The organism is Peribacillus sp. P4_B1, assembly GCF_056402395.1.
Window position 1 is genome coordinate 1 of the sequence record NZ_JBFUHM010000034.1, and the last position, 18823, is coordinate 18823.

Consider the following 18823-nt stretch of genomic DNA (forward strand, 5'->3'; position numbering starts at 1 on the left):
CGTCTAGGGGAGACACCAAAGGCGAAAGCCGAGGAGGCTCCCCGACCGCCCGCGGAAAGCGAGTGCCCTACGTTCCAATCAACGGCCAAATTGTACAACTCATAAAAAATAGACAAACTCGATTTTCCTCGAGTTTGTCTACAGTCTGAGAAGTTCACTGTCGTGAACTTCTTTTTTTAACTATTAGATTAAATATTGTTCCAACATATCCTTTGGTACCATGCTACCACCTGTCGCCCAGATGATATGTGTATCCAATCTGTCCTCTGCCGACTTAACCCTGTTCCGCTTGGACGATTGGATCTTCTTGAACGGCTCCGTAATCTGGATTCAGCAAGAAGACTTCCATCCATCTTTATAAGATTTTAAAGTAATGGATCTTTCTCCTTCCACTCCGTCATCGATAAAACCTGCGATTTTTGCTTCTCCATAGCAGTCCCTCTTAGAATATGTATAAAAACAGTATTCATCATCTGCTATAACGCAACAAACTGCCATGGAGATTAATCATTTTTTTAGGGAAAATCAGCTTAGAATGTCAAATTCACTTTTAATTTCCCTCGCACACTATTAATAAACCAAATTTCCTCAGCGCTATTAAGGTCAGCTTTTACAATGGGCTTTTCCTTGATTTCCTTCTTCCTTATTAATTCTTGACGAAAAGTTCCAGCGAGCAGACCTGATTCCACAGGAGGGGTATAGTAGTCACCATTTATCTTCACCACTACATTCCCGTTCGTGAATTCCGTGATGAATCCTTCTTCATTCCAAAGTAGAACGTCAACGAAGTCAGGATTATTCTTTTGAAAGCCTTCATATACATCACGATTAGTCGTCTTATGAAAAAGAAAGGGATTTCCACTTGATATTGGAGTTTCAGCCAAGATAGCCGTTAATTCTGAATCAAGGGGCTTAATTGCTTGTCCGGAAACTTCCATTTCACCATTTTCTTTAAGCAGTACCCTTACCTTTTGCAATTTGCCTTGGTTTAAATCCGCATACTTTTGGAGTTCATCTCTAAGTTTCAATTCAAAGAACTTATAATTGAAGTAATCAGCAGATTGTTTCATTCGATCGATATGATCATTCAACAAATAATATTCGCCATCGCTTAGCTTCATCGATTCCAATAATTCGTAAGCAGGCCTTTCCACCGTCAATAATTTGGCCTTTAAAAAGGCTTCGTCATATTCTTCGGTTAACTCGGAATCCCAAGTGATTCCCCCGCCTACCCCATACTCGGCATTACCTGTTTCCTTTTCGATCACGACCGTACGAATCGGCACATTAAAAACGGCTTCGGATTCAGGCGTGATAAACCCGATTGCACCGCAATAAACTTCACGTGGTGAATTCTCGATATCAGTGATGATTTCCATTGTTTTTATTTTAGGTGCACCTGTTATCGAACCACATGGAAAAAGGGCCTTGAATATATCAATGATTGTTGTTCCGGGTTTCGTATCAGCTGTTATTGTGGAGGTCATTTGCCAAACGGTCGGATATTTTTCAATTTCCTTAAGTTTTGGAACCTTGACGCTTCCTGGTTCTGCAATCATTCCCAAATCATTTCTGAGCAGGTCCACAATCATGTAGTTTTCAGCTTGATTCTTTTCCGAGGCTGCTAACCAGTCTGCATTGAATTGATCCATTTTCAGTGTCGTTCCCCGCTTTACCGTTCCTTTCATAGGCCTTGTAATTAGCTGATCATCTTCCCAGCGGAAAAATAACTCGGGTGATGCCGAGAGGATACGATGTGTCCCAATGTTCAAATATGCACTATAATTCGATCGTTGAGCTCTCTTCAAGCGATCAAAGAAAGCGAAGTCGTCCCCTTCGAACTTGGATTGCAAACGCATCGTATAATTCACTTGATACGTATTGCCTTTCTCAATTTCGGATTTTATTTTTTGAAAGCCCGTATGATAGGTTGTTGAATCCATTTCTGATTGCCATTCAGCTAACTTAAAAGCCCCTGGCATTTTTTCAGGTAATTCTTCCGGTTTATCAAAAATACCGAACCATAATAATGGCATTTTGGCTCCATCTTTTACTTTAAAAGATTTTTCAAAAGCAGGTGCCGCTTCATAAGATACATATCCCGCTGCATAATGCCCCTGGTCRATCGCTTCCTGGACTTTTTGAAATTGAGGAAGGACATCCCCAATGGAATGGGCAGTGAACACTTTTTTCGGCTTCGTAAAATAGAGCGGCCTGCTCTCACCTTGTTTATCTGTGAAGTGAAATATTAAGGATATAGGGTCTTCTCGTTTCATTCTTCTCTCCTATCTTTGTTTTAAAGAGTCAATCGGTATGTATTTTATAAAAAAGCTTGCAGACAAGTGATCTGCAAGCTCATTCATTGACACTTATTTCATTCCAGTAACTTCTGCAATGATTTCATAAGAACGAAGGCGTGCATTCTGATCATAAATGGCAGAGTTTATAATCATTTCATCCGCCTGTGTTTCATCTAAAAAGGTCTGCAACTGCTCTTTTACCTCTTCCGGATTTCCGATAATGGAGGCATTCAATTGTTTCATGACAATGGCCTTTTCATATTCTGTCCAGATGCCTTCCATCGTATCAACTGGAGGAGCAAGTTGTCCAGGTGTGTTCCTTATCAAATTCAAAAACTGCTGTTGATAAGATGTGGCAATCCTTTGTGCCTCATCAGTTGTATCAGCTGCAAATACATTGACACCAACCATCACATAAGGTTTATCGAGAACGTCGGATGGTTGGAAATTATTGCGGTAACGAGCTAAAGCCGGTTGAGTATTTTCAGGGGAAAAATGGCTTGCAAATGAAAATGGCAATCCAAGCTGTGCTGATAATGCTGCACTGAAGCCGCTTGAACCAAGAAGCCAAATCGGGATGTCCTGTCCTTCGCCAGGGATGGCCCGAACACGATTATGTTTAGAATCCGCATCTAAATAACTGCGGAGCTGCGCCAATTGTTCAGGAAAATCCTGTCCATTATTACGAACATCACCCCGGAGCGCCATGGCAGTATATTGGTCGCTTCCCGGAGCGCGCCCCAGTCCTAAATCTATTCTACCAGGATACATTGCTTCCAATGTTCCAAATTGTTCTGCGATAACCAGTGGTGCATGATTTGGTAGCATTATGCCTCCAGAACCCACACGAATTCTTTCTGTCTTCCCTGCAACATATCCTATCAGCACGGATGTTGCAGAGCTTGCGATCCCAGGCATGCTATGGTGTTCTGCAACCCAGAAACGGTTGTAGTTCCATTGTTCCGCATGTTTTGCTAAATCTATAGTATTTTTAAAAGCTCCCGAAACTGTACCACCTTCAACAATTGAAGCTAGGTCCAGTACGGAAAAAGAAATGTCACTAAGTTTTTTTCCATGTTGATCAGCATTCATATCTTCAACTTCTTTCAATTATGATATTAAATGGACGCAAAGTCATCATATAGAAAATGCACACAAAATGCACATAAAATGCTCGAATGGGATTAATTGTTAAGGAGTTCCTTAGCAATCAAGCGATAAGAATTCAGCCTGTCCTCCAATTTATGAGTGATGGTTATCAGCATTATTTCATCTGCTTGATATTTTTCCTCAATTTCCAAAAGGCGATACTTCACTTGAGAAGGTGTACCAAAAATCAGTTTTTCATGCATGGTTTCCATCAGTACTTTTTCTTTTTCAGTCCAATCATGATTCCTTACCTCTTCTATACTTGGAACCTGTTTTCTTTCCCTTTGTTCACTTTGTATTTTCCATAGGGTGTTGCTAAGAGCGATTTCTTTCGCAAGTTCCTCGGTTTCTGCACATATGGCCGCAACCGAAACGATCGTTTTTGGCTCTTCAAGAAAACCTTTTGTTTGGAAGTTTTCACGGTACTGTTGAAGACTCTTCAATCCATCATTTTCACTCATAAATTCACCAAATGCGTATGCAGTACCATTTTCAGCAGCAAGTTTTGCACTTTTCCCGCTTGTTCCCAATATCCACGGTTCAGGCGGTACCTTTGGGATAGGAGCAGCAGAGGTATTTGAAAACAAATGTTCTTTCGGAAATTCATCTCTAAGAAAATTCAACAGTTCCTGAACAAGTTCAGGCATTTTGTAAACATTCTGCAAAAAATTATCGGATAATGCCATCGTAGCTTCGGCAGATCCCCCAGGAGCACGTCCTATGCCCATATCGACCCTGCCTGGAAATAGGGTGGCAAGCATATTATAAATCTCTGCTATCCGATATGGCTTATAATGCGGAAGCAGAACTGCCCCAGATCCAATTCGGATATTTTTTGTTTGCGCACCAATATAGCTTATCAATACCTCTGGAACGGAACATGCCAATCCCGGCAGATCATGATGTTCAGTTAACCAGATCCTGCTATAACCGAGTCTATCTCCTTCTTGTGCAAGTTGCAGTGAAGCCTGCAATGCCTCTTGTGCTGATTGTCCGGTTGCAATTGGTGATTGATCTAAAATGCCCAGTTTCATTTTGTTACCTCCTTTCTTCTCTTTCGTAACGTAATGGTAAATCATAATTAGCCGAAAGTCGCCTGAAAAGCTTGGTTTGTTATTTTAGTTTGCAACCTTTAGCGGAAATTATATGGAGTTGAATCCAGACTGGAGTTTGTGAGTGGAATATATATTCTGACGAGGTCTTTGGTTTAATATATTATTATTTTAGAAGGTGTTCCTATTAATATTTATTCTATCGAGGTCACTTAGGGAATATACACTTTGAAAAATGAAGAAAAGCCCTAATATAGGGCMTTTCCAGAGCTATTCACTTTTTATGAACTGAGAGAGTAATTCATCAGCCATTATTTGCGAATCCAAACGAGCCGCTATAAATGGGGGCTGGATCCGATTATTGGACTCTACGGGCAAACCTAACCAGATTACTCGTTTATCAAAGATGATAAAGGAAAAGGAAACTGGTGAACAAATAAAATGATCAGAGATGATATCAGGGTTCCTTTTTGCTGATATGATCGTCAATTTCACTGCAGGGTTTCGTTTCATTAAAAACTCTTGCCATTCTTCCGACAAACTGTTCAAATCCGGCACTGCCATTACCAACTCTTGTTTTGTTGATTCAATATCTTCCAGAAAATCGCCTAACTTACGGGCATGCATCCATTTTAATTGCGGGTGCTGGTGTATAATCCATTTTCCAATGTCTTTCTTTGACACGATTTGATCATTTTGAATTTGATGATCGACAAGTTGACGAAGTGTTTTGCTGCGATAAACATGTTTGTTAACAAATGAAGTGTCACTTACATGTACGAACTTACCCTTAGTCCTTGTTATTGCAACGTTAATGAGCCTTTCACTTTCTCTTCCGGTCAATAACATTCCTGCCCTGTTTTGCGGATAACTATCAACTGTGTCAAAAATCATCATCTCCCGTTCGCTTCCCTGGAAACGATGTACAGTTGCAGCGATGATATCGGCCGTTTGCCGTTCTTTGGCATATAAATCATCCAATAGTTTTTCCATCAAGTCTGCCTGAGCACGATACGGAGCGACATAACCAATTGATCTTGTCCCTCCCACATAAGCTTCATGAATCAGTTGAAAAGATAAAAGTAATTGCCATATATTCATTCGCGAGTGGGAAGTGCGTTCCGTGATGCAATATTCCCCTGATAAGCTAGTATCTACAAGTGCCGCCGCCTTATTGGCAAATGGTTCCGCCAGCATTATGCTCTCCCTGCTTGTGGCAACACTTTCATGATCACCTACAAAATTGTTATAGACGACACGATTAGTGAATGCTGAAATATCCGGATGCATGCGGCGCTGTTCTTTTAGTAGGAATAAATGAGGATGAAGTTCCCCTTCCTCCACAGACTGAGCAACACCCGCCCGATGAAAGATGTCTTCCTTCAGCCAAAGTTTCACAAGGGAATCACGAGCGGAAGCAATGGGCGGCAATTGTTTGAAATCACCACAAACGATAATATGTTTGGATAACGCTGCAGCGAAAGCCACCTGTGGTACGTAAGCCATGCTCGCTTCGTCCAAAATTACTAGATCATACTCCTTTTGATAAACCGTTTCATCATTTGCGGCCTTTGCCAAGGTCGTTCCGATGATTTTTGCTTCTTTTACGAATTGCATCTCTTTATGGCGTATTTTCTCCAAAACTTTTGCCAGTTTTTTCTCTATCTCGATTAATTGATCCGTATCCCTTTTGCTGAAGGAGCCAGCCAAGTCATGTTTTAATAAACGTTTCTCATCAGCTAGCTGTTCTTTTTCGTTAATTAATGCCGGTTCATGTTTACCTAATAGTTGCCCCGTAACAATATCATCATGGATGGCAAGGGATTCACCGATTTGAGACCCATAGCGAAGCACATCGCCTTCTTTGAAAAGATCTTTCTTTTTAATGAATGAAGAAATTTCAGCCATCAAAACATCGACAGCCTGGTTGCTATGGGACAAGACCAGCACTTTTTTATCTTGTAAATAATGATTGGCCACCGTACGTGCCAATGTATAGGTTTTTCCTGTTCCAGGTGGACCCCAGACAAATGTGACAGGATTGAACTTCGACCGGGCATATAATTCTTTCACACTGCTTAGTTTTTCATTTACAGGATGTTTTTGCGGCATGGACGGATCCATCAGGCGTTTGATCCGAAGCCTTTTCTTTTTGCTTCTCTTGATTTCGTCCAAGCGGATAATCAATTGTTCAAGCARTTCCCATGGATCATGGTATAAAAAGGCTTCGCCGATCATATCGCCTAACGAGCGATCAAAAACAATGATTATACTTTTCCCTTCCGATGAGAGGATCCTGCCATCCTGTTTAATTCCTCCCCATTCAAGTCGAACGACAGAACCGACAGGAACTTTTATCGATGAACCTGTTTCAAAATAATAGCTGAAAGAACCGTCACTTGTAAGCAGATGACCGTTCGAAACCAGGTATTTTGTGCTGCCATATTTTTTTAAATGCAGGATTTCAAGCTGAAGTGCCTGCTGCCATTCTTTTATAAAATTAACTGTTGAATTCATTTTTTCACTTTCCTCACAAAATATGCCATTGAAGTATTAAGAAGCTGGCCCAGTGGCTAGGCTCTGATGTAAAATAATTTACTGTCCATATGGAAATGTTTACAATGGCACCTGTTTTTTTACCATATAAAAGAAGGCCCAATCAAAAGATTGGGCCTCTCATACGCCAATAGTCTAACTATAGCATTTTTATAACAGACACACCATGGGCTCTTTTGGAAGAAATGGTTTAGATTAGCCCTCTGACAACTCTGTGAATTCGTCGACAAGATCACTGAAAATCCTCATTGCGTTTTCGATTGGATCAGGTTTAGTCAAATCTACGCCTGTTTTCTTAAGCAGCTCCATTGGGAAATCGGAACTCCCGCTTTTCAAGAAGGTCAAATAACTTTCAAGAGTTTTTTGGTCCCCAGAAAGGATCTTATCTGCGATTGTAATGGCTGAAACGTATCCAGTGGCATATTTGTAGACGTAAAACGGACGATAAAAGTGTGGGATGCGTGACCAGCCAAACTTCACTTCTTCATCAAAAATTATCTCATCTCCATTATAAGCACGGAATATCGATTCATAAGCTGTGTTAAAAACCTCGGCATTTAGAGGCTCATCATTTTCAGCTTTTTCATGTACGATTTTTTCAAATTCCGCAAACATCACCTGTGTGAAGAATGTTCCTTTAAAACTATCTATGAAATGGTTGAGTAAGTGTTTTTTCTTTTTCACGTCTTTTGTTGTTTTAATTAAATGGCGAATCAGCAGGATTTCATTCACTGTGGACGCAACTTCAGCAACAAAAATGGAATACCCTGCACTTATTTGCGGCTGGTACTTTGAGCTATAGTATGAATGCATGCCATGTCCGGATTCATGTGCAAGTGTAAATACACTGTCTAAATCATCACGGTGATTTAATAAGATGAAAGGATGAACACCATAAAGTCCTAAATTATAAGCGCCTGAACGTTTTCCAGGTGTTTCCCTGACGTCGATGTATCTTTTTTCCTTAAAGGTTTTCAGAATTGTGATATATTCTTCGCCAAGAGGTTTCAATGCTTCCATCATCAAAGCAAATCCATCATCGTAAGAAATCTCCTCTTTAGCACCTTCGACCAATGGTATACTTAAATCATATGCACGCAGTTCTTCTACCCCGAGCAATTTTTTTCTTAAATTGATGTATTTATGCATGGGTCCAATATTTTGTTTAGTAGACATAATCAAATTATCATATACTTCTTTTGGAACCTTATCTCCGAATAAGGATTTTTCCAAGGCAGATGGATAATTTCTTAGTTTTGAAAGATTCACATTATTCTTGATTGCCGTAGAAAGTGTGGAAGCGATGGTATTTTTCAACTGTACATATGGCTGATAATATGCGATATACGCCTCTTTTCTCTTATCACGATCATCGTGTTCAATCAATTTGGAATACATTCCTCGTGTAAGCTCAACCCTTTCGCCGTCTTCATTCGTGACTTCCCCAAATTTAATATCAGCATTGTTGATCATCCCGAACGTTTTTTGTGGTGCTGAAAAGGCTTCGCCTACTTGAGAAAGGACCTCTTCTTGTTCTTTCGTTAACACATGGGATTTATAGCGATAGGAATCCAGTAGATCTTCTTCAAAATATTTTAAGCCCTCGATTTCTTTTATGTACCCTTTTAATGTTTGTTCTTCAAGACTCAAAAGAAATGGCATGAAAAAGGCAGATGCATTACTAATTTTTTGCCCTAACTGACCTGCTCTATCTTGTAATGCCTGCGATGAGGTAACCCTTGTATCCAAATCTGTTTGCAGCATGGCATATACATATAGCTTGTTATAAATGTAGCCGAGTTCCTCACTTAATCGTAAATACTCGAACAAATCTTTAGCAGACTGAATATGCCCATCATAAGTTTTTAATTTTTCTGTCATCCTAAGGACTTCTTGATAATCTTTTTCCCAATTGGCCTGATCATCGTAAATATCCTTTAAGTTCCATGTTTCTTCTTCTTTGATTTCATCACGTGATTTATACGTTTGCATATGACACTTCCTTTCAGACTTATAGGCTTACCCTTTATTATAATCGACTTTCAGAAAAATCTGCATAGAAAAACCAGTATGCTAAAAATACATACTGGTTTTCCTTTTTATCAATTAGAATTTTGCTGCAGTTTCAGCAACCTTTGCCAATCCTTCTGCAACGATATCCTGTGTACGGTCTGGATATTGATTATGTCCCTCGATAACAACTGTTTCCGGGTTCGTAATGCCCCATAATTTTAAATTCATCGTTACGTATTTCACTGCCATTTCAGCAGCTTCCATTCCAGGTAAAGCATAATCCGATCCGCGAGCATTAAGTACAGCCACTTTTTTCTCAGGAATTAGACCAACTGGGCCTTCAGCAGTGTATTTAAAAGTTGTACCCGCTTGGGCAAGATAAGAAATATATGTTACAAGTGGAGCTGGTACAGTTGCGTTCCATAGTGGGAAGGCAAATACCACTTTGTCGGCAGCAAGGAATTGATTCAAGTATTGTTGCACGATATCAGCAATCTCCACTTCTTCCTCAGTCAATTCCATACCTTGGCTGCGTTTATAAAGGGCAGTAATTGCTGTATTTCCATAGTATGGTAAGTTCAGTTTAAATAAGTCCAATTCAGTTACTTCATCGTTACTATTCGCTTCCTTGTATGTGTTTAAAAAAGCTTCATACATTTTCACGCTAATGGCTTGATCCGCTGGACGGTCATTTGATTTTACAAATAATACTTTAGACATTGTCAGTTCCCCCAATAGTTAATTTTTATATTTTTGCCAGGAAAAAATAGTGCAGTTTCAAAATAAACATTCAATCCATATATCTCGAATTAACTGCAATTACTACATTCACATTATAAGACTGATAATCCAAGAAGGCAAGAAATATGTTTTTTATATTGAAATGGGCATTTCAGGAATTTTCTCTTGGTTTTTTTACAACCCTAAAGTCATAATAAACCGAGAGCAATTTGCCCTCGGTTAAGTTAACTCTTTATGATGGAAGGGACATTTCCCTTTTATCGGCTCTATATCATCCCCGATGAAAAATTGTTTCCATTCATTATGATCTACATCACCAAAATGACTGATATCAGGATGTTTAGGCAGGTTATCCCATTCCTCTACTCGTTCACGAACTTTTTCACGTGACATAATCCCGCCTTTTTCCGTTCCTTCTAATCCTTCAAAAATCATCCGGGGTTGAAATCCAAGAACAAGGCTATTTCCTAAATCACGGGTTTTTCGCTGTTTATAAGCAGGTGCATTGCCAAAGACGAAGATTGGTTCACCTGCAAAATGATAGTCCCATAAATAATGCTCGGGATCTTTCGGCTTTTTAATTGGCCAAGGTTTTTTATCCTCTTTATGTAGGTATTGCAGGATATCCCAAAACTTTTTTCGGTACAGTCCTATATCTCCCTCTATTTGTTCAGGCTCCATAAAGACAAACAGGCCATGCCTGATATATGGTGGTTCTTGAAATAAATCTAGAAAGCTTTCCACTGCTTTTGGAAGATTGGACCAATCTTCCTGTGTGATATAAGCATAACGAAGTTCCCCTTTATTTTCAGCTTTCATACCAAAATAACAAGGAAACGTTTTATCCGTCACTGTATTATGGAAAGTTTGATATTCTTTAATTAGCCATTGGGGCACTCGATCGGGATTTGTCATATCTTCTTTCGTTAACAAATTTGAATTAACAGTCAGCATCATTGGTCTCCTTAAATCGTTTTACTAAATGATACCCGCTATAAATAAACTAAAACATCTCTCGAACTGCCAATCACCACAATCAGGTACACCTCATGTAAATTCTTCTTTATTTAAGATTTGATAAGTGCCTCCCCGTTCCATTATGATTCCAATTCCCACTCAAGAAATGTAATACCGGTTCAGCAAAAAAACATTTGACTCCGCATGATAATCATTTTCTTTCCTTTAGGTTAACCTAACAAAAAACAAGGAGTGATGCTTGATGGCAAGGAGAAAAAAAATTCTGGTAGCTGAAGCACGAAAAGGACTCGATGATTTAAAAGCCAAAGTTCCTGGTACAAAGAATCCTGAAGAGGCCAAGTTTGAAGTAGCAAAAGATATTGGCGTACCGCTGAAAAAAGACTATAACGGTGAGCTGACATCCAAGCAGAATGGAAAAATAGGCGGAAAGTTAGGAGGCGGCATGGTCAAGGAACTTATAAAGATGGCACAGGAAAACTTAGGAAAAAAACATTAACCTTTCAATCCAAAATGTTACGCTCGCTTCAGTAGGCATATCATCGAAAACTGACAAAACGAATATTTTGGGACTTATCATGATGGAGGGCAGTTATTGCACTTGCAAAAAAGCTACCCTTCTTGGGTGGCTTTTTTTTAAAAGTAATGATGGTCACGGGTAAAACTCTTGAAATTTCTGAGCTTATTAATTCCGACGACTTCGGATAGTTAGTGGCAGCTGTATCCCTCAATATTGCAGTCAGCATTCTCTCCATATGTGTCTTGCTAATTCCATATCACTGAAGTCAGAGGATGCCCAGGATCAAATAGGAAACCCGGAGCTTCTCTACCACTTTCGCTAAGATCCCTTTTGAATCTTCATCATGTATTTTCACTTTAAAGGCTTTGGCTCTCAATGGGTCTATGGCAGGGTATTACTTCGGGAATTTACTCCATGACAACCGGTTATAACAACATTCACTTGCTGCATCTTGTGTAACATCGAGAAACTGCCCAACTATTTAAGCTTTGGTGCCTAAAGTCTGCTCAAAAATTTCGGAACTTTTTAACGACACCTGCATTTTCCAAACCTACATCACTCACGAGAATAATCCTATGGGCCTCATGACCATTGACTAGGTCCGGAATGATTGAACGAGTATTGGGACCACTGTAAATCTAAGGCATTAACCCGAAACTAGGATTTCCATTCACCTAAGATAAATTTGTCTTTATTTACGATTAAGATTTTTCAATTCGAGCTTCCATGTTCCTGGTGTCCATTCATTGTGGAATCCTTCTTTTGCATCCAAAATCAGAAATGCAGCATAGTAACCTGTATCGGCTTCACAAAACCCCATATTCCTTTACGTTACTTTGATAGATTTCTTCAATTCCCTTTCCTTTTGCCCTTGCCAAGATCTCCATCCGTATTGATAATTGTTTCATGGTAAAATCGAAAACAGCTTGTTTGTCATTACCAAATGGATTGCCTAACCGATCATATCCCTCTGTATTTAGCGCGATGGCCAATGGTGAAAGTTCCTCCATCCTCTTTTCAACTTGTTTAAAGATATGTGGATGTTCACTGATGATTCTCTGCAGCAGGAAAGTCCCATAAGCAATATGGCGTGATTCATCTTTTTTCAAAAGACCCACGCCCTTTAATAAACCAGGCATCATTTTACTAGCTTCGAGAGTCTGATAGAACCCGAAATATCCAGTTTCTGCAAGAACGCCCTCTGTAAACATATTATAAACAGTGGCCGCTTCTGCCAATGCTTCAGGGGATTGGTCTGATAAAAGTTTCCCCATCGCTTCCGGCAATATTTCATAAAAAATGGATTTATAAATGTCTGAGTGATAAACCGACAAATCACCCTTTTCACCAACTTGATCTAATGTATGTCGAAAGAACTCCATATGCTTCGCTTCCTCGAATAAAAATGTCGTTAAGTACATTTCTTCCTCGATTCTACCTTCTTTGGCTATCGTCATAATGAGGGGGAGCAAATCCAAAGTCACGGCTTCTTCTCCGCCCTGAAAAAGGGAGATGATCCGTAATAATACTTCCCTTTCATTATCAGTAAATGACTTCCAATCTTCTTTATCTTGGCTGAAATCAATGTCACGGGGATTCCATATACCGAATTTCTTTGCCTTTTGATAAAGTTTAAATGGTAGGGTATCTTCTCTAAAACTCCGGCTGGTGGTCGTTAAATTCTTTCTTTTCATGTAAATGCCTCCTTGAAATATGATCTGAAAACTTCTGAATCCATAAGGGATTATTTAATTTGTAAGAGTTTTCATTATATTGTAAGATATTACTAGCATTTATCCTAGCACTGAAAATGTAGGGAGGAATAAAGTCGAATGCTTGAGGAAACCCTGATGAATCATGTAAAAAAGATTTCCCAACAAAAGGATATGGCAAATAAATCACAAATGATTGTAAAGGGCTGTGTGAATTTTTTTTCTTTTCAACGTGCATCTTTATTCAGTTACTCATGTTTAACAGGAGTGGGTGAAGGAATATGCGCATGTACTGGTGAAGATACTTTTTCATTACATAATATTAAAGAAAACATTCATGATATATACCCTATCCACCAAGCTGTCATCCATAACAAACCCATATACTTAACCATTCAACATGCGCAATCCTCCATTCCTGCAAAATACGTTAAAAAATTTTCCATCTCATCATTGGCAATCATACCGATAATTGTAAATGACATGGTCATCGGTTTTGTTTTGGTTGACCCCATTCAGGCAAACGAGCCAGTTACAAAGAATGATTTAATGAAGCTGTCCCATTATTTGAAACTGGCTGTCAGTTCAACATTGGATTCGGCTCCTCCCACTTACCTTCTAAGTAAACGTGAAACGGAGGTCCTTCAATATTTAGCCAATGGTTTAGGATTAAAGCAAATGGCATCAAAAATGAGCGTTAGTGAATTTACTGTCAGAGATCATATTTCTTCTGCAATCAGGAAATTAGGAGTGAATCACCGAACTGAGGCGGTGGCTGTTGCAATAAGGCACAAAATGATTATGTAAAAACAAAAAAACCTTCAAAGAAGGTTTTTTTGTTTAAGTATCATTGAGTCACTTTTTCTTCAACTTTCGCAGTCCAATTTAACTCGTCTGAAATTTTACCTGTTTGGACACCTGTCAGTGTATCATAAAGCTTTTTAGATAGTTCCCCAGTTTCCCCGCTTTGAACGATCATTTCTTCACCATTCCATAAAAATTCACCAATTGGCGATATAACCGCGGCTGTACCCGTTCCGAAGGCCTCTTCCAGATGACCTGATTTATATGCTTCTTTGACTTCCTCCATGGAAATACGTCTTTCCGTCACGGGAAGATTCCAATGTTTAAGCAATTCTATAATGGAATCACGGGTAATACCTGGAAGGATACTTCCATTTAAAGCAGGAGTGATGATTTCACCATTAATTTTGAAGAAAACATTCATGCTTCCAACTTCTTCAATATATTTTTTCTCTACCCCGTCTAACCAAAGAACTTGGGCATAACCCATCTTTTCGGATACTTCCTGGGCTTTAAGGCTCGATGCATAATTCCCGCCCGTTTTAGCTTCTCCTGTACCACCATTAACTGCACGTGTGAAAGCTGACTCCACGGCTATTTTCACTGGATGAATGCCTTCTTTATAATAAGAACCTACAGGTGACATGATGATGATGAACTGATATTTTTCTGATGGAGAAACTCCAAGGTAAGGCTCAGTAGCAATTATGAATGGCCTGATATATAAGGATGTACCTTCTGCCTGAGGAACCCAATCCTTATCAACGCTAATTAAAGTTTTTAAGGCCTTCAATGCAAAATCAACGTCGATATCCGGTATGCACAATCGGCTATTTGAACTATTTAAGCGTTGGAAATTCTTTTCCGGACGGAATAAGATTATTTCATCTTCTGGTGTTGCATATGCTTTTAATCCTTCAAAAACAGATTGACCATAGTGGAAAATCATAGCTGACGGCTCTAGTGCGAGCGGTTGATAAGGAACAATTCTTGGATCATGCCACCCTTGCCCTTGTGTGTAATCCATAATAAACATATGATCGGTAAACTGCTTACCGAACTCAAGCTGGTCCGCCTGTGGTTTTTCTTTCTTTGTTGTACTAAGCGTGATTTGCATGTCATGTTCCTTCATTACCAAAACCCCTTGTTGAATAAATTTACAAGATTTCACTTCCATAAAATCTATCTTTAATTAGTTTACTCCTATCAGGAATCATAGTTCAAGCCTTTTGAGCAAATTTTCGGAATTTTTTAAAATAAACGAGTTAGACTTCCTACTATGATTCCTGAAAAAAGAACCGATTATTCCTAAAACTTCTCAATAAATATCAAAACCGGTTGTTCGTTCAGGTTTCTTGAATTCCTGAATATTAGGGTTAATTTTAACAAATTATCAACAATAATGCCAATGTGAAATTTCTTTCAACATGGAACAGGCAGTAATCCGCTTGTCGTTTCCACTCCTTTAAAAAGAAGTGTAGCGGATTCCTTTGAGCTACAGCATCCGAACCGATACTCAACTTAATACTTATATGTATATTAACAAGGAACATATAAGGAATGAAACACTTTTTATACCATTTCATAAAGTGGGGTCATGAATGGGTTTTTAGATATATTTCCAATTTCAATCCATTATGGTACATAGATACAAATTTGTTGTTAAATTCAATTTAGTAGTTTACTACTAAAAAATAATCTTATATACTTATCCCCAAGATAGCTAAAACGCATGCAAATCAAAATATTATAGATAAAACGCATGGTACTTTATTATTTTTGACGAGAAGGGGTAACAACATGACAAAAAACAGGTGGTTAATCGCTTTATCCGCTATCGCTATTCACCTTTCCATTGGTGGTGCATACGCATATAGCGTATACAAAAAACCTTTGGTTGAGACTATGGGGTGGTCAGAAACTGAAGTCACGTTAGCATTCACAATAATGATGGCGCTTGCAGGAACTTCTGCAGCCTTCTTTGGGAAATTTGTAGAAAAAAATGGTCCAAGAAAATCAGCTTTGGTTGCTGCTTTATTATTCGGTTTAGGACAAGCTGGTTCCGGGTTGGCTGTAATGGTCGATTCACTACCACTTTACCTATTGACATATGGGGTTTTAAGTGGTCTTGGTATGGGGATCGGGTACATTTCACCAGTATCCACTTTAGTTAAATGGTTCCCTGATCGCAGGGGATTGGCGACAGGAATGGCAGTATTAGGTTTCGGTGCCGGAGCCCTCATAACAGCCCCAGTAGCTGCAAGCCTAATGGAATCCCTTGGCATTTATACAACTTATTATATTTTAGGCGCAGGCTATTTCATCCTAATGTTCTTAGGTGCAACCTATATTGCACCTCCAAAGGCTAACTGGCTACCTGAAGGAATGATGAGAGATATTGAGTCCGGTAAAAAAGAATTGAAGAAAGACCTAAGGCAATTAACTGCAAAAGAAGCGGTTAAAACTAAACACTTCTGGATGTTATGGTCAATGAAATTAATTAATACAAGTGCGGGTATCATGATGATTTCGGTAGCTTCACCTATGGCTCAAGACGTTGTTGGGCTTTCTGTGGCAGGTGCTGCAACATTAGTCGGTATTATGGGAATCTTTAATGGCGGAGGTAGACTTGGCTGGGCAGCGGCCTCTGATTATATAGGCCGTCCAAATGTCTTCGTCATTTTCTTCATCATACAAATTGGAGCGTTCCTTTTACTTCCAACTACTACAAATACACTATTGTTCCAAGGACTCATCCTGTTAGTCGTTAGTTGTTATGGGGGAGGATTTTCAAATCTACCTGCATTTGCCGGGGATTTATTTGGAACCAAGGAAATTGGGGCCATTCACGGGTATCTTTTAACTACATGGTCTCTAGGCGGAGTTTGCGGACCAATGTTGGTTACTGCGATTMGGGAAAGTACGAACAGTTATATCCCGGTATTCTACGTTTTCGCCGTATTAATTACGATAGCATTCGCCATCTCTATCTGGTTGCGTTTGGACATTAAAAAAATGCAAAGAAGACAGAAACAAGGATTAACGAATACATTAAGTAAAATATCCTAATTTATAACAAGTATCTTATGACCTGGCAAAAAGGCATTTCTCAAGTAAACTTCCAAAAACGGTGGTTAACTTGATGATGCCTTTTTTTAGTTTTTTGAACATTATCCAATAAATATAAATCTTCACAAGCATCTGGATAGACTCCCCTTTCCTACCTTGGCGCCCGTCAAAAATATGGGAACTTCAAAAGTAAAAGAAATTCGAATTCCAGCCCTGTTACTGGTCATAGGAAACTGAACAAGTTATATAGTTTAACATGAAGCCAAATAAGGGAATCAAGTAAGAGATGGAATTAGGGGGGGATTGTTTTGTGGATCAATAAACCGTTTTTTAAATATGCAAGTGGAATAATTTTGATCATTTTAATTATATTTTTACTAGGTAAGATTGATTATGTTTTGCTCCCGCTACAAAAAACCATTGCAGCTATATTCTTCCCTATTATAGTGGCTGGGCTTTTATACTACATATTACGGCCAGTCGTTAACTTTTTAACTGAATATATCCCTAGGACTTTTAGCATTTTCATCGTCTTTTTGATTATATTTAGCATGATTGGGATGGTAAGTTACTTTGGAAGTCCTGTAATTGTGGACCAATCTCAAAAATTATCTGAAAGCCTCCCAAGCAAAGTCAAGGAATTCTCTAAAGAATCCGAAGATATAATTGAAAAAAATGACTTTGGCATGGTTAATATGGAAGATCTGAAAGAAAAAGCGGTCACACATTTAAAAGATTACTCGGAAAAACTCTTAGGGAATGTCCATACTATTTTCTCCACGATCACTAGTGTATTGACCGTTTTGGTCATTACACCATTCATTTTGTTTTATTTCTTGAAAGATGGAGATAAACTAAGACCATTTCTATTAAAATTTATTCCGAACGACGTAGAATCAGAGGGGAACACGATTTTAAAAGACGTTGATAGAGCTCTATCAATTTATATTATCGGACAATTCATCGTATCAATCGTCATTGGGACTTTGATGTATATTGGCTACCTTATTATCGGTCTCGATTATGCACTCGTATTAGCCCTATTCGCCATGATTTTTACTGTTGTACCATTCCTTGGTCCATTTATAAGCATCATCCCTGCCCTTTTCATCGCCTTACAGCAAGACATTGGATTGGCAGTGAAAGTGCTCATTGTACTTACAGTCGTTCAACAGGTCGAAGGGCACTTGGTTACACCGAATATTATGGGAAAACGGCTCAACATTCACCCACTGACGATTATTTTATTGCTGCTTGCTGCAGGATCAATATATGGTTTCATTGGCATTTTAATAGCTATCCCCACTTATTCCGTAGTAAAAACGATTATAGGAAACTTCAGGAAGTTTTATAGGTTACGAAAAAGGATCACATAATCAGGAATGGTTGTCTCCCGTTATATCCACCAATTTAAGGGGACCTATCCTAGAACTGCACCCCAATTGTTGATCACCATCTAACAATTGGAGGTTTTTTTATGACCAATTCTTCATTAAGATAAATGTAATAGCTGTTTTTCCATAAAAGGAAAGGATTCTTTTTCAACGGTTGCCACTGAAATATATTGTTAATCTAATACTTAATAAAGAATTGGGAGGCTCAATTTAAAGAACATGGCAATGTTAGTTTGGTGTCTAACATTTACGGGGCAGTTCACTTTTGCCTGCGGTCTTTTTTGTTTTAGGCTCTTTTCGTAAAGATTGTTGTTTATAAAACGAAACTATTTAAGGTTGATTGGAGCGGAGGTGCGAGACTCCTGCGGGAGCAGCGGGACAGTTGAGACCCCACAGGCGTTTACGCCGAGGAGGCTCACCGCCCGCACCAAGGAAAGCGAGCATCTGGAGGGGAAATCAACCACAACTCACTACCTGGTAAATAGCAACAAAGTATGTGAAAACAACCATGTTTTAAAATAGAAGGATTAAAACTTGA

General features: G+C 39.0%; 14 protein-coding genes. 5 read left to right on the forward strand and 9 right to left on the reverse strand.

Translation table 11 applies throughout. The annotated features are described in order from the left end of the window. Nucleotides 1-530: 530 nt before the first annotated feature. The 7 genes from pabB to AC1DVK_RS18090 all read right to left on the reverse strand — a co-directional run bounded on the left by pabB (nt 531) and on the right by AC1DVK_RS18090 (nt 10765). Complete coding sequence (gene pabB, locus AC1DVK_RS18060; RefSeq protein WP_477627064.1) at nt 531-2276, reverse strand: aminodeoxychorismate synthase component I; 1746 nt, start codon at nt 2274-2276, stop codon at nt 531-533. 93 nt (nt 2277-2369) lie between these two features. Beyond that, entirely contained in the window at nt 2370-3392 is a 1023-nt protein-coding gene (locus AC1DVK_RS18065; RefSeq protein ID WP_289321214.1) for an LLM class flavin-dependent oxidoreductase, read from the reverse strand. 92 nt (nt 3393-3484) lie between these two features. Next, a complete protein-coding gene (locus AC1DVK_RS18070; protein ID WP_410863173.1) occupies nt 3485-4483 on the reverse strand; it encodes an LLM class flavin-dependent oxidoreductase in 999 nt (332 codons plus the stop codon). A 288-nt stretch (nt 4484-4771) separates the two neighbouring features. Next, on the reverse strand, nt 4772-7018 hold the full coding sequence (locus tag AC1DVK_RS18075) for an AAA domain-containing protein (protein ID WP_477627065.1): 2247 nt from the start codon (nt 7016-7018) through the stop codon (nt 4772-4774). A gap of 234 nt (nt 7019-7252) precedes the next feature. Beyond that, on the reverse strand, nt 7253-9049 hold the full coding sequence (gene pepF, locus AC1DVK_RS18080) for an oligoendopeptidase F (RefSeq protein ID WP_477627066.1): 1797 nt from the start codon (nt 9047-9049) through the stop codon (nt 7253-7255). 114 nt (nt 9050-9163) lie between these two features. Then, on the reverse strand, nt 9164-9805 hold the full coding sequence (locus AC1DVK_RS18085; RefSeq protein WP_061463396.1) for an FMN-dependent NADH-azoreductase: 642 nt from the start codon (nt 9803-9805) through the stop codon (nt 9164-9166). A 225-nt stretch (nt 9806-10030) separates the two neighbouring features. Then, a complete protein-coding gene (locus AC1DVK_RS18090; protein WP_061463397.1) occupies nt 10031-10765 on the reverse strand; it encodes a YqcI/YcgG family protein in 735 nt (244 codons plus the stop codon). Between the two features lie 265 nt (nt 10766-11030). Here AC1DVK_RS18090 and AC1DVK_RS18095 point away from each other — a divergent pair, with 265 nt between their 5' ends. Continuing rightward, nucleotides 11031-11285 carry a small, acid-soluble spore protein, alpha/beta type gene (locus AC1DVK_RS18095; protein WP_477627067.1) on the forward strand — a complete coding sequence of 85 codons (255 nt, stop codon included), beginning with the start codon at nt 11031-11033 and terminating at the stop codon, nt 11283-11285. Nucleotides 11286-12112: 827 nt separating this feature from the next. Here AC1DVK_RS18095 and AC1DVK_RS18100 read toward each other — a convergent pair. Then, entirely contained in the window at nt 12113-13000 is an 888-nt protein-coding gene (locus AC1DVK_RS18100; protein ID WP_477627068.1) for a R2-like ligand-binding oxidase, read from the reverse strand. 138 nt (nt 13001-13138) lie between these two features. Here AC1DVK_RS18100 and AC1DVK_RS18105 point away from each other — a divergent pair, with 138 nt between their 5' ends. Beyond that, complete coding sequence (locus AC1DVK_RS18105; protein WP_061463402.1) at nt 13139-13825, forward strand: response regulator transcription factor; 687 nt, start codon at nt 13139-13141, stop codon at nt 13823-13825. A 40-nt stretch (nt 13826-13865) separates the two neighbouring features. Here AC1DVK_RS18105 and AC1DVK_RS18110 read toward each other — a convergent pair whose 3' ends face one another. After that, complete coding sequence (locus AC1DVK_RS18110; protein WP_061463403.1) at nt 13866-14954, reverse strand: branched-chain amino acid aminotransferase; 1089 nt, start codon at nt 14952-14954, stop codon at nt 13866-13868. 668 nt (nt 14955-15622) lie between these two features. Between AC1DVK_RS18110 and AC1DVK_RS18115 the strand changes: the two genes are divergently transcribed. The 3 genes from AC1DVK_RS18115 to AC1DVK_RS18125 all read left to right on the forward strand — a co-directional run bounded on the left by AC1DVK_RS18115 (nt 15623) and on the right by AC1DVK_RS18125 (nt 18807). Beyond that, entirely contained in the window at nt 15623-16891 is a 1269-nt protein-coding gene (locus tag AC1DVK_RS18115; RefSeq protein WP_410863166.1) for an L-lactate MFS transporter, read from the forward strand. A 308-nt stretch (nt 16892-17199) separates the two neighbouring features. Further along, nucleotides 17200-18267 carry an AI-2E family transporter gene (locus tag AC1DVK_RS18120; protein WP_410863164.1) on the forward strand — a complete coding sequence of 356 codons (1068 nt, stop codon included), beginning with the start codon at nt 17200-17202 and terminating at the stop codon, nt 18265-18267. Between the two features lie 327 nt (nt 18268-18594). Further along, nucleotides 18595-18807: a hypothetical protein gene (locus tag AC1DVK_RS18125; RefSeq protein ID WP_477627069.1), complete on the forward strand. Its 213-nt coding sequence runs from the start codon at nt 18595-18597 to the stop codon at nt 18805-18807. Nucleotides 18808-18823: the final 16 nt, after the last annotated feature.

Excerpts from the sequence above, each read along its gene's own strand:
- AC1DVK_RS18090 (WP_061463397.1), bottom strand. The coding sequence starts at position 10,765 with ATGCTGACTGTTAATTCAAATTTGTTAACGAAAGAAGATATGACAAAT.
- AC1DVK_RS18105 (WP_061463402.1), top strand. The coding sequence starts at position 13,139 with ATGCTTGAGGAAACCCTGATGAATCATGTAAAAAAGATTTCCCAACAA.
- AC1DVK_RS18110 (WP_061463403.1), bottom strand. The coding sequence starts at position 14,954 with ATGAAGGAACATGACATGCAAATCACGCTTAGTACAACAAAGAAAGAA.
- AC1DVK_RS18065 (WP_289321214.1), bottom strand. The coding sequence starts at position 3,392 with ATGAATGCTGATCAACATGGAAAAAAACTTAGTGACATTTCTTTTTCC.
- AC1DVK_RS18100 (WP_477627068.1), bottom strand. The coding sequence starts at position 13,000 with ATGAAAAGAAAGAATTTAACGACCACCAGCCGGAGTTTTAGAGAAGAT.
- pepF (WP_477627066.1), bottom strand. The coding sequence starts at position 9,049 with ATGCAAACGTATAAATCACGTGATGAAATCAAAGAAGAAGAAACATGG.
- AC1DVK_RS18070 (WP_410863173.1), bottom strand. The coding sequence starts at position 4,483 with ATGAAACTGGGCATTTTAGATCAATCACCAATTGCAACCGGACAATCA.
- AC1DVK_RS18095 (WP_477627067.1), top strand. The coding sequence starts at position 11,031 with ATGGCAAGGAGAAAAAAAATTCTGGTAGCTGAAGCACGAAAAGGACTC.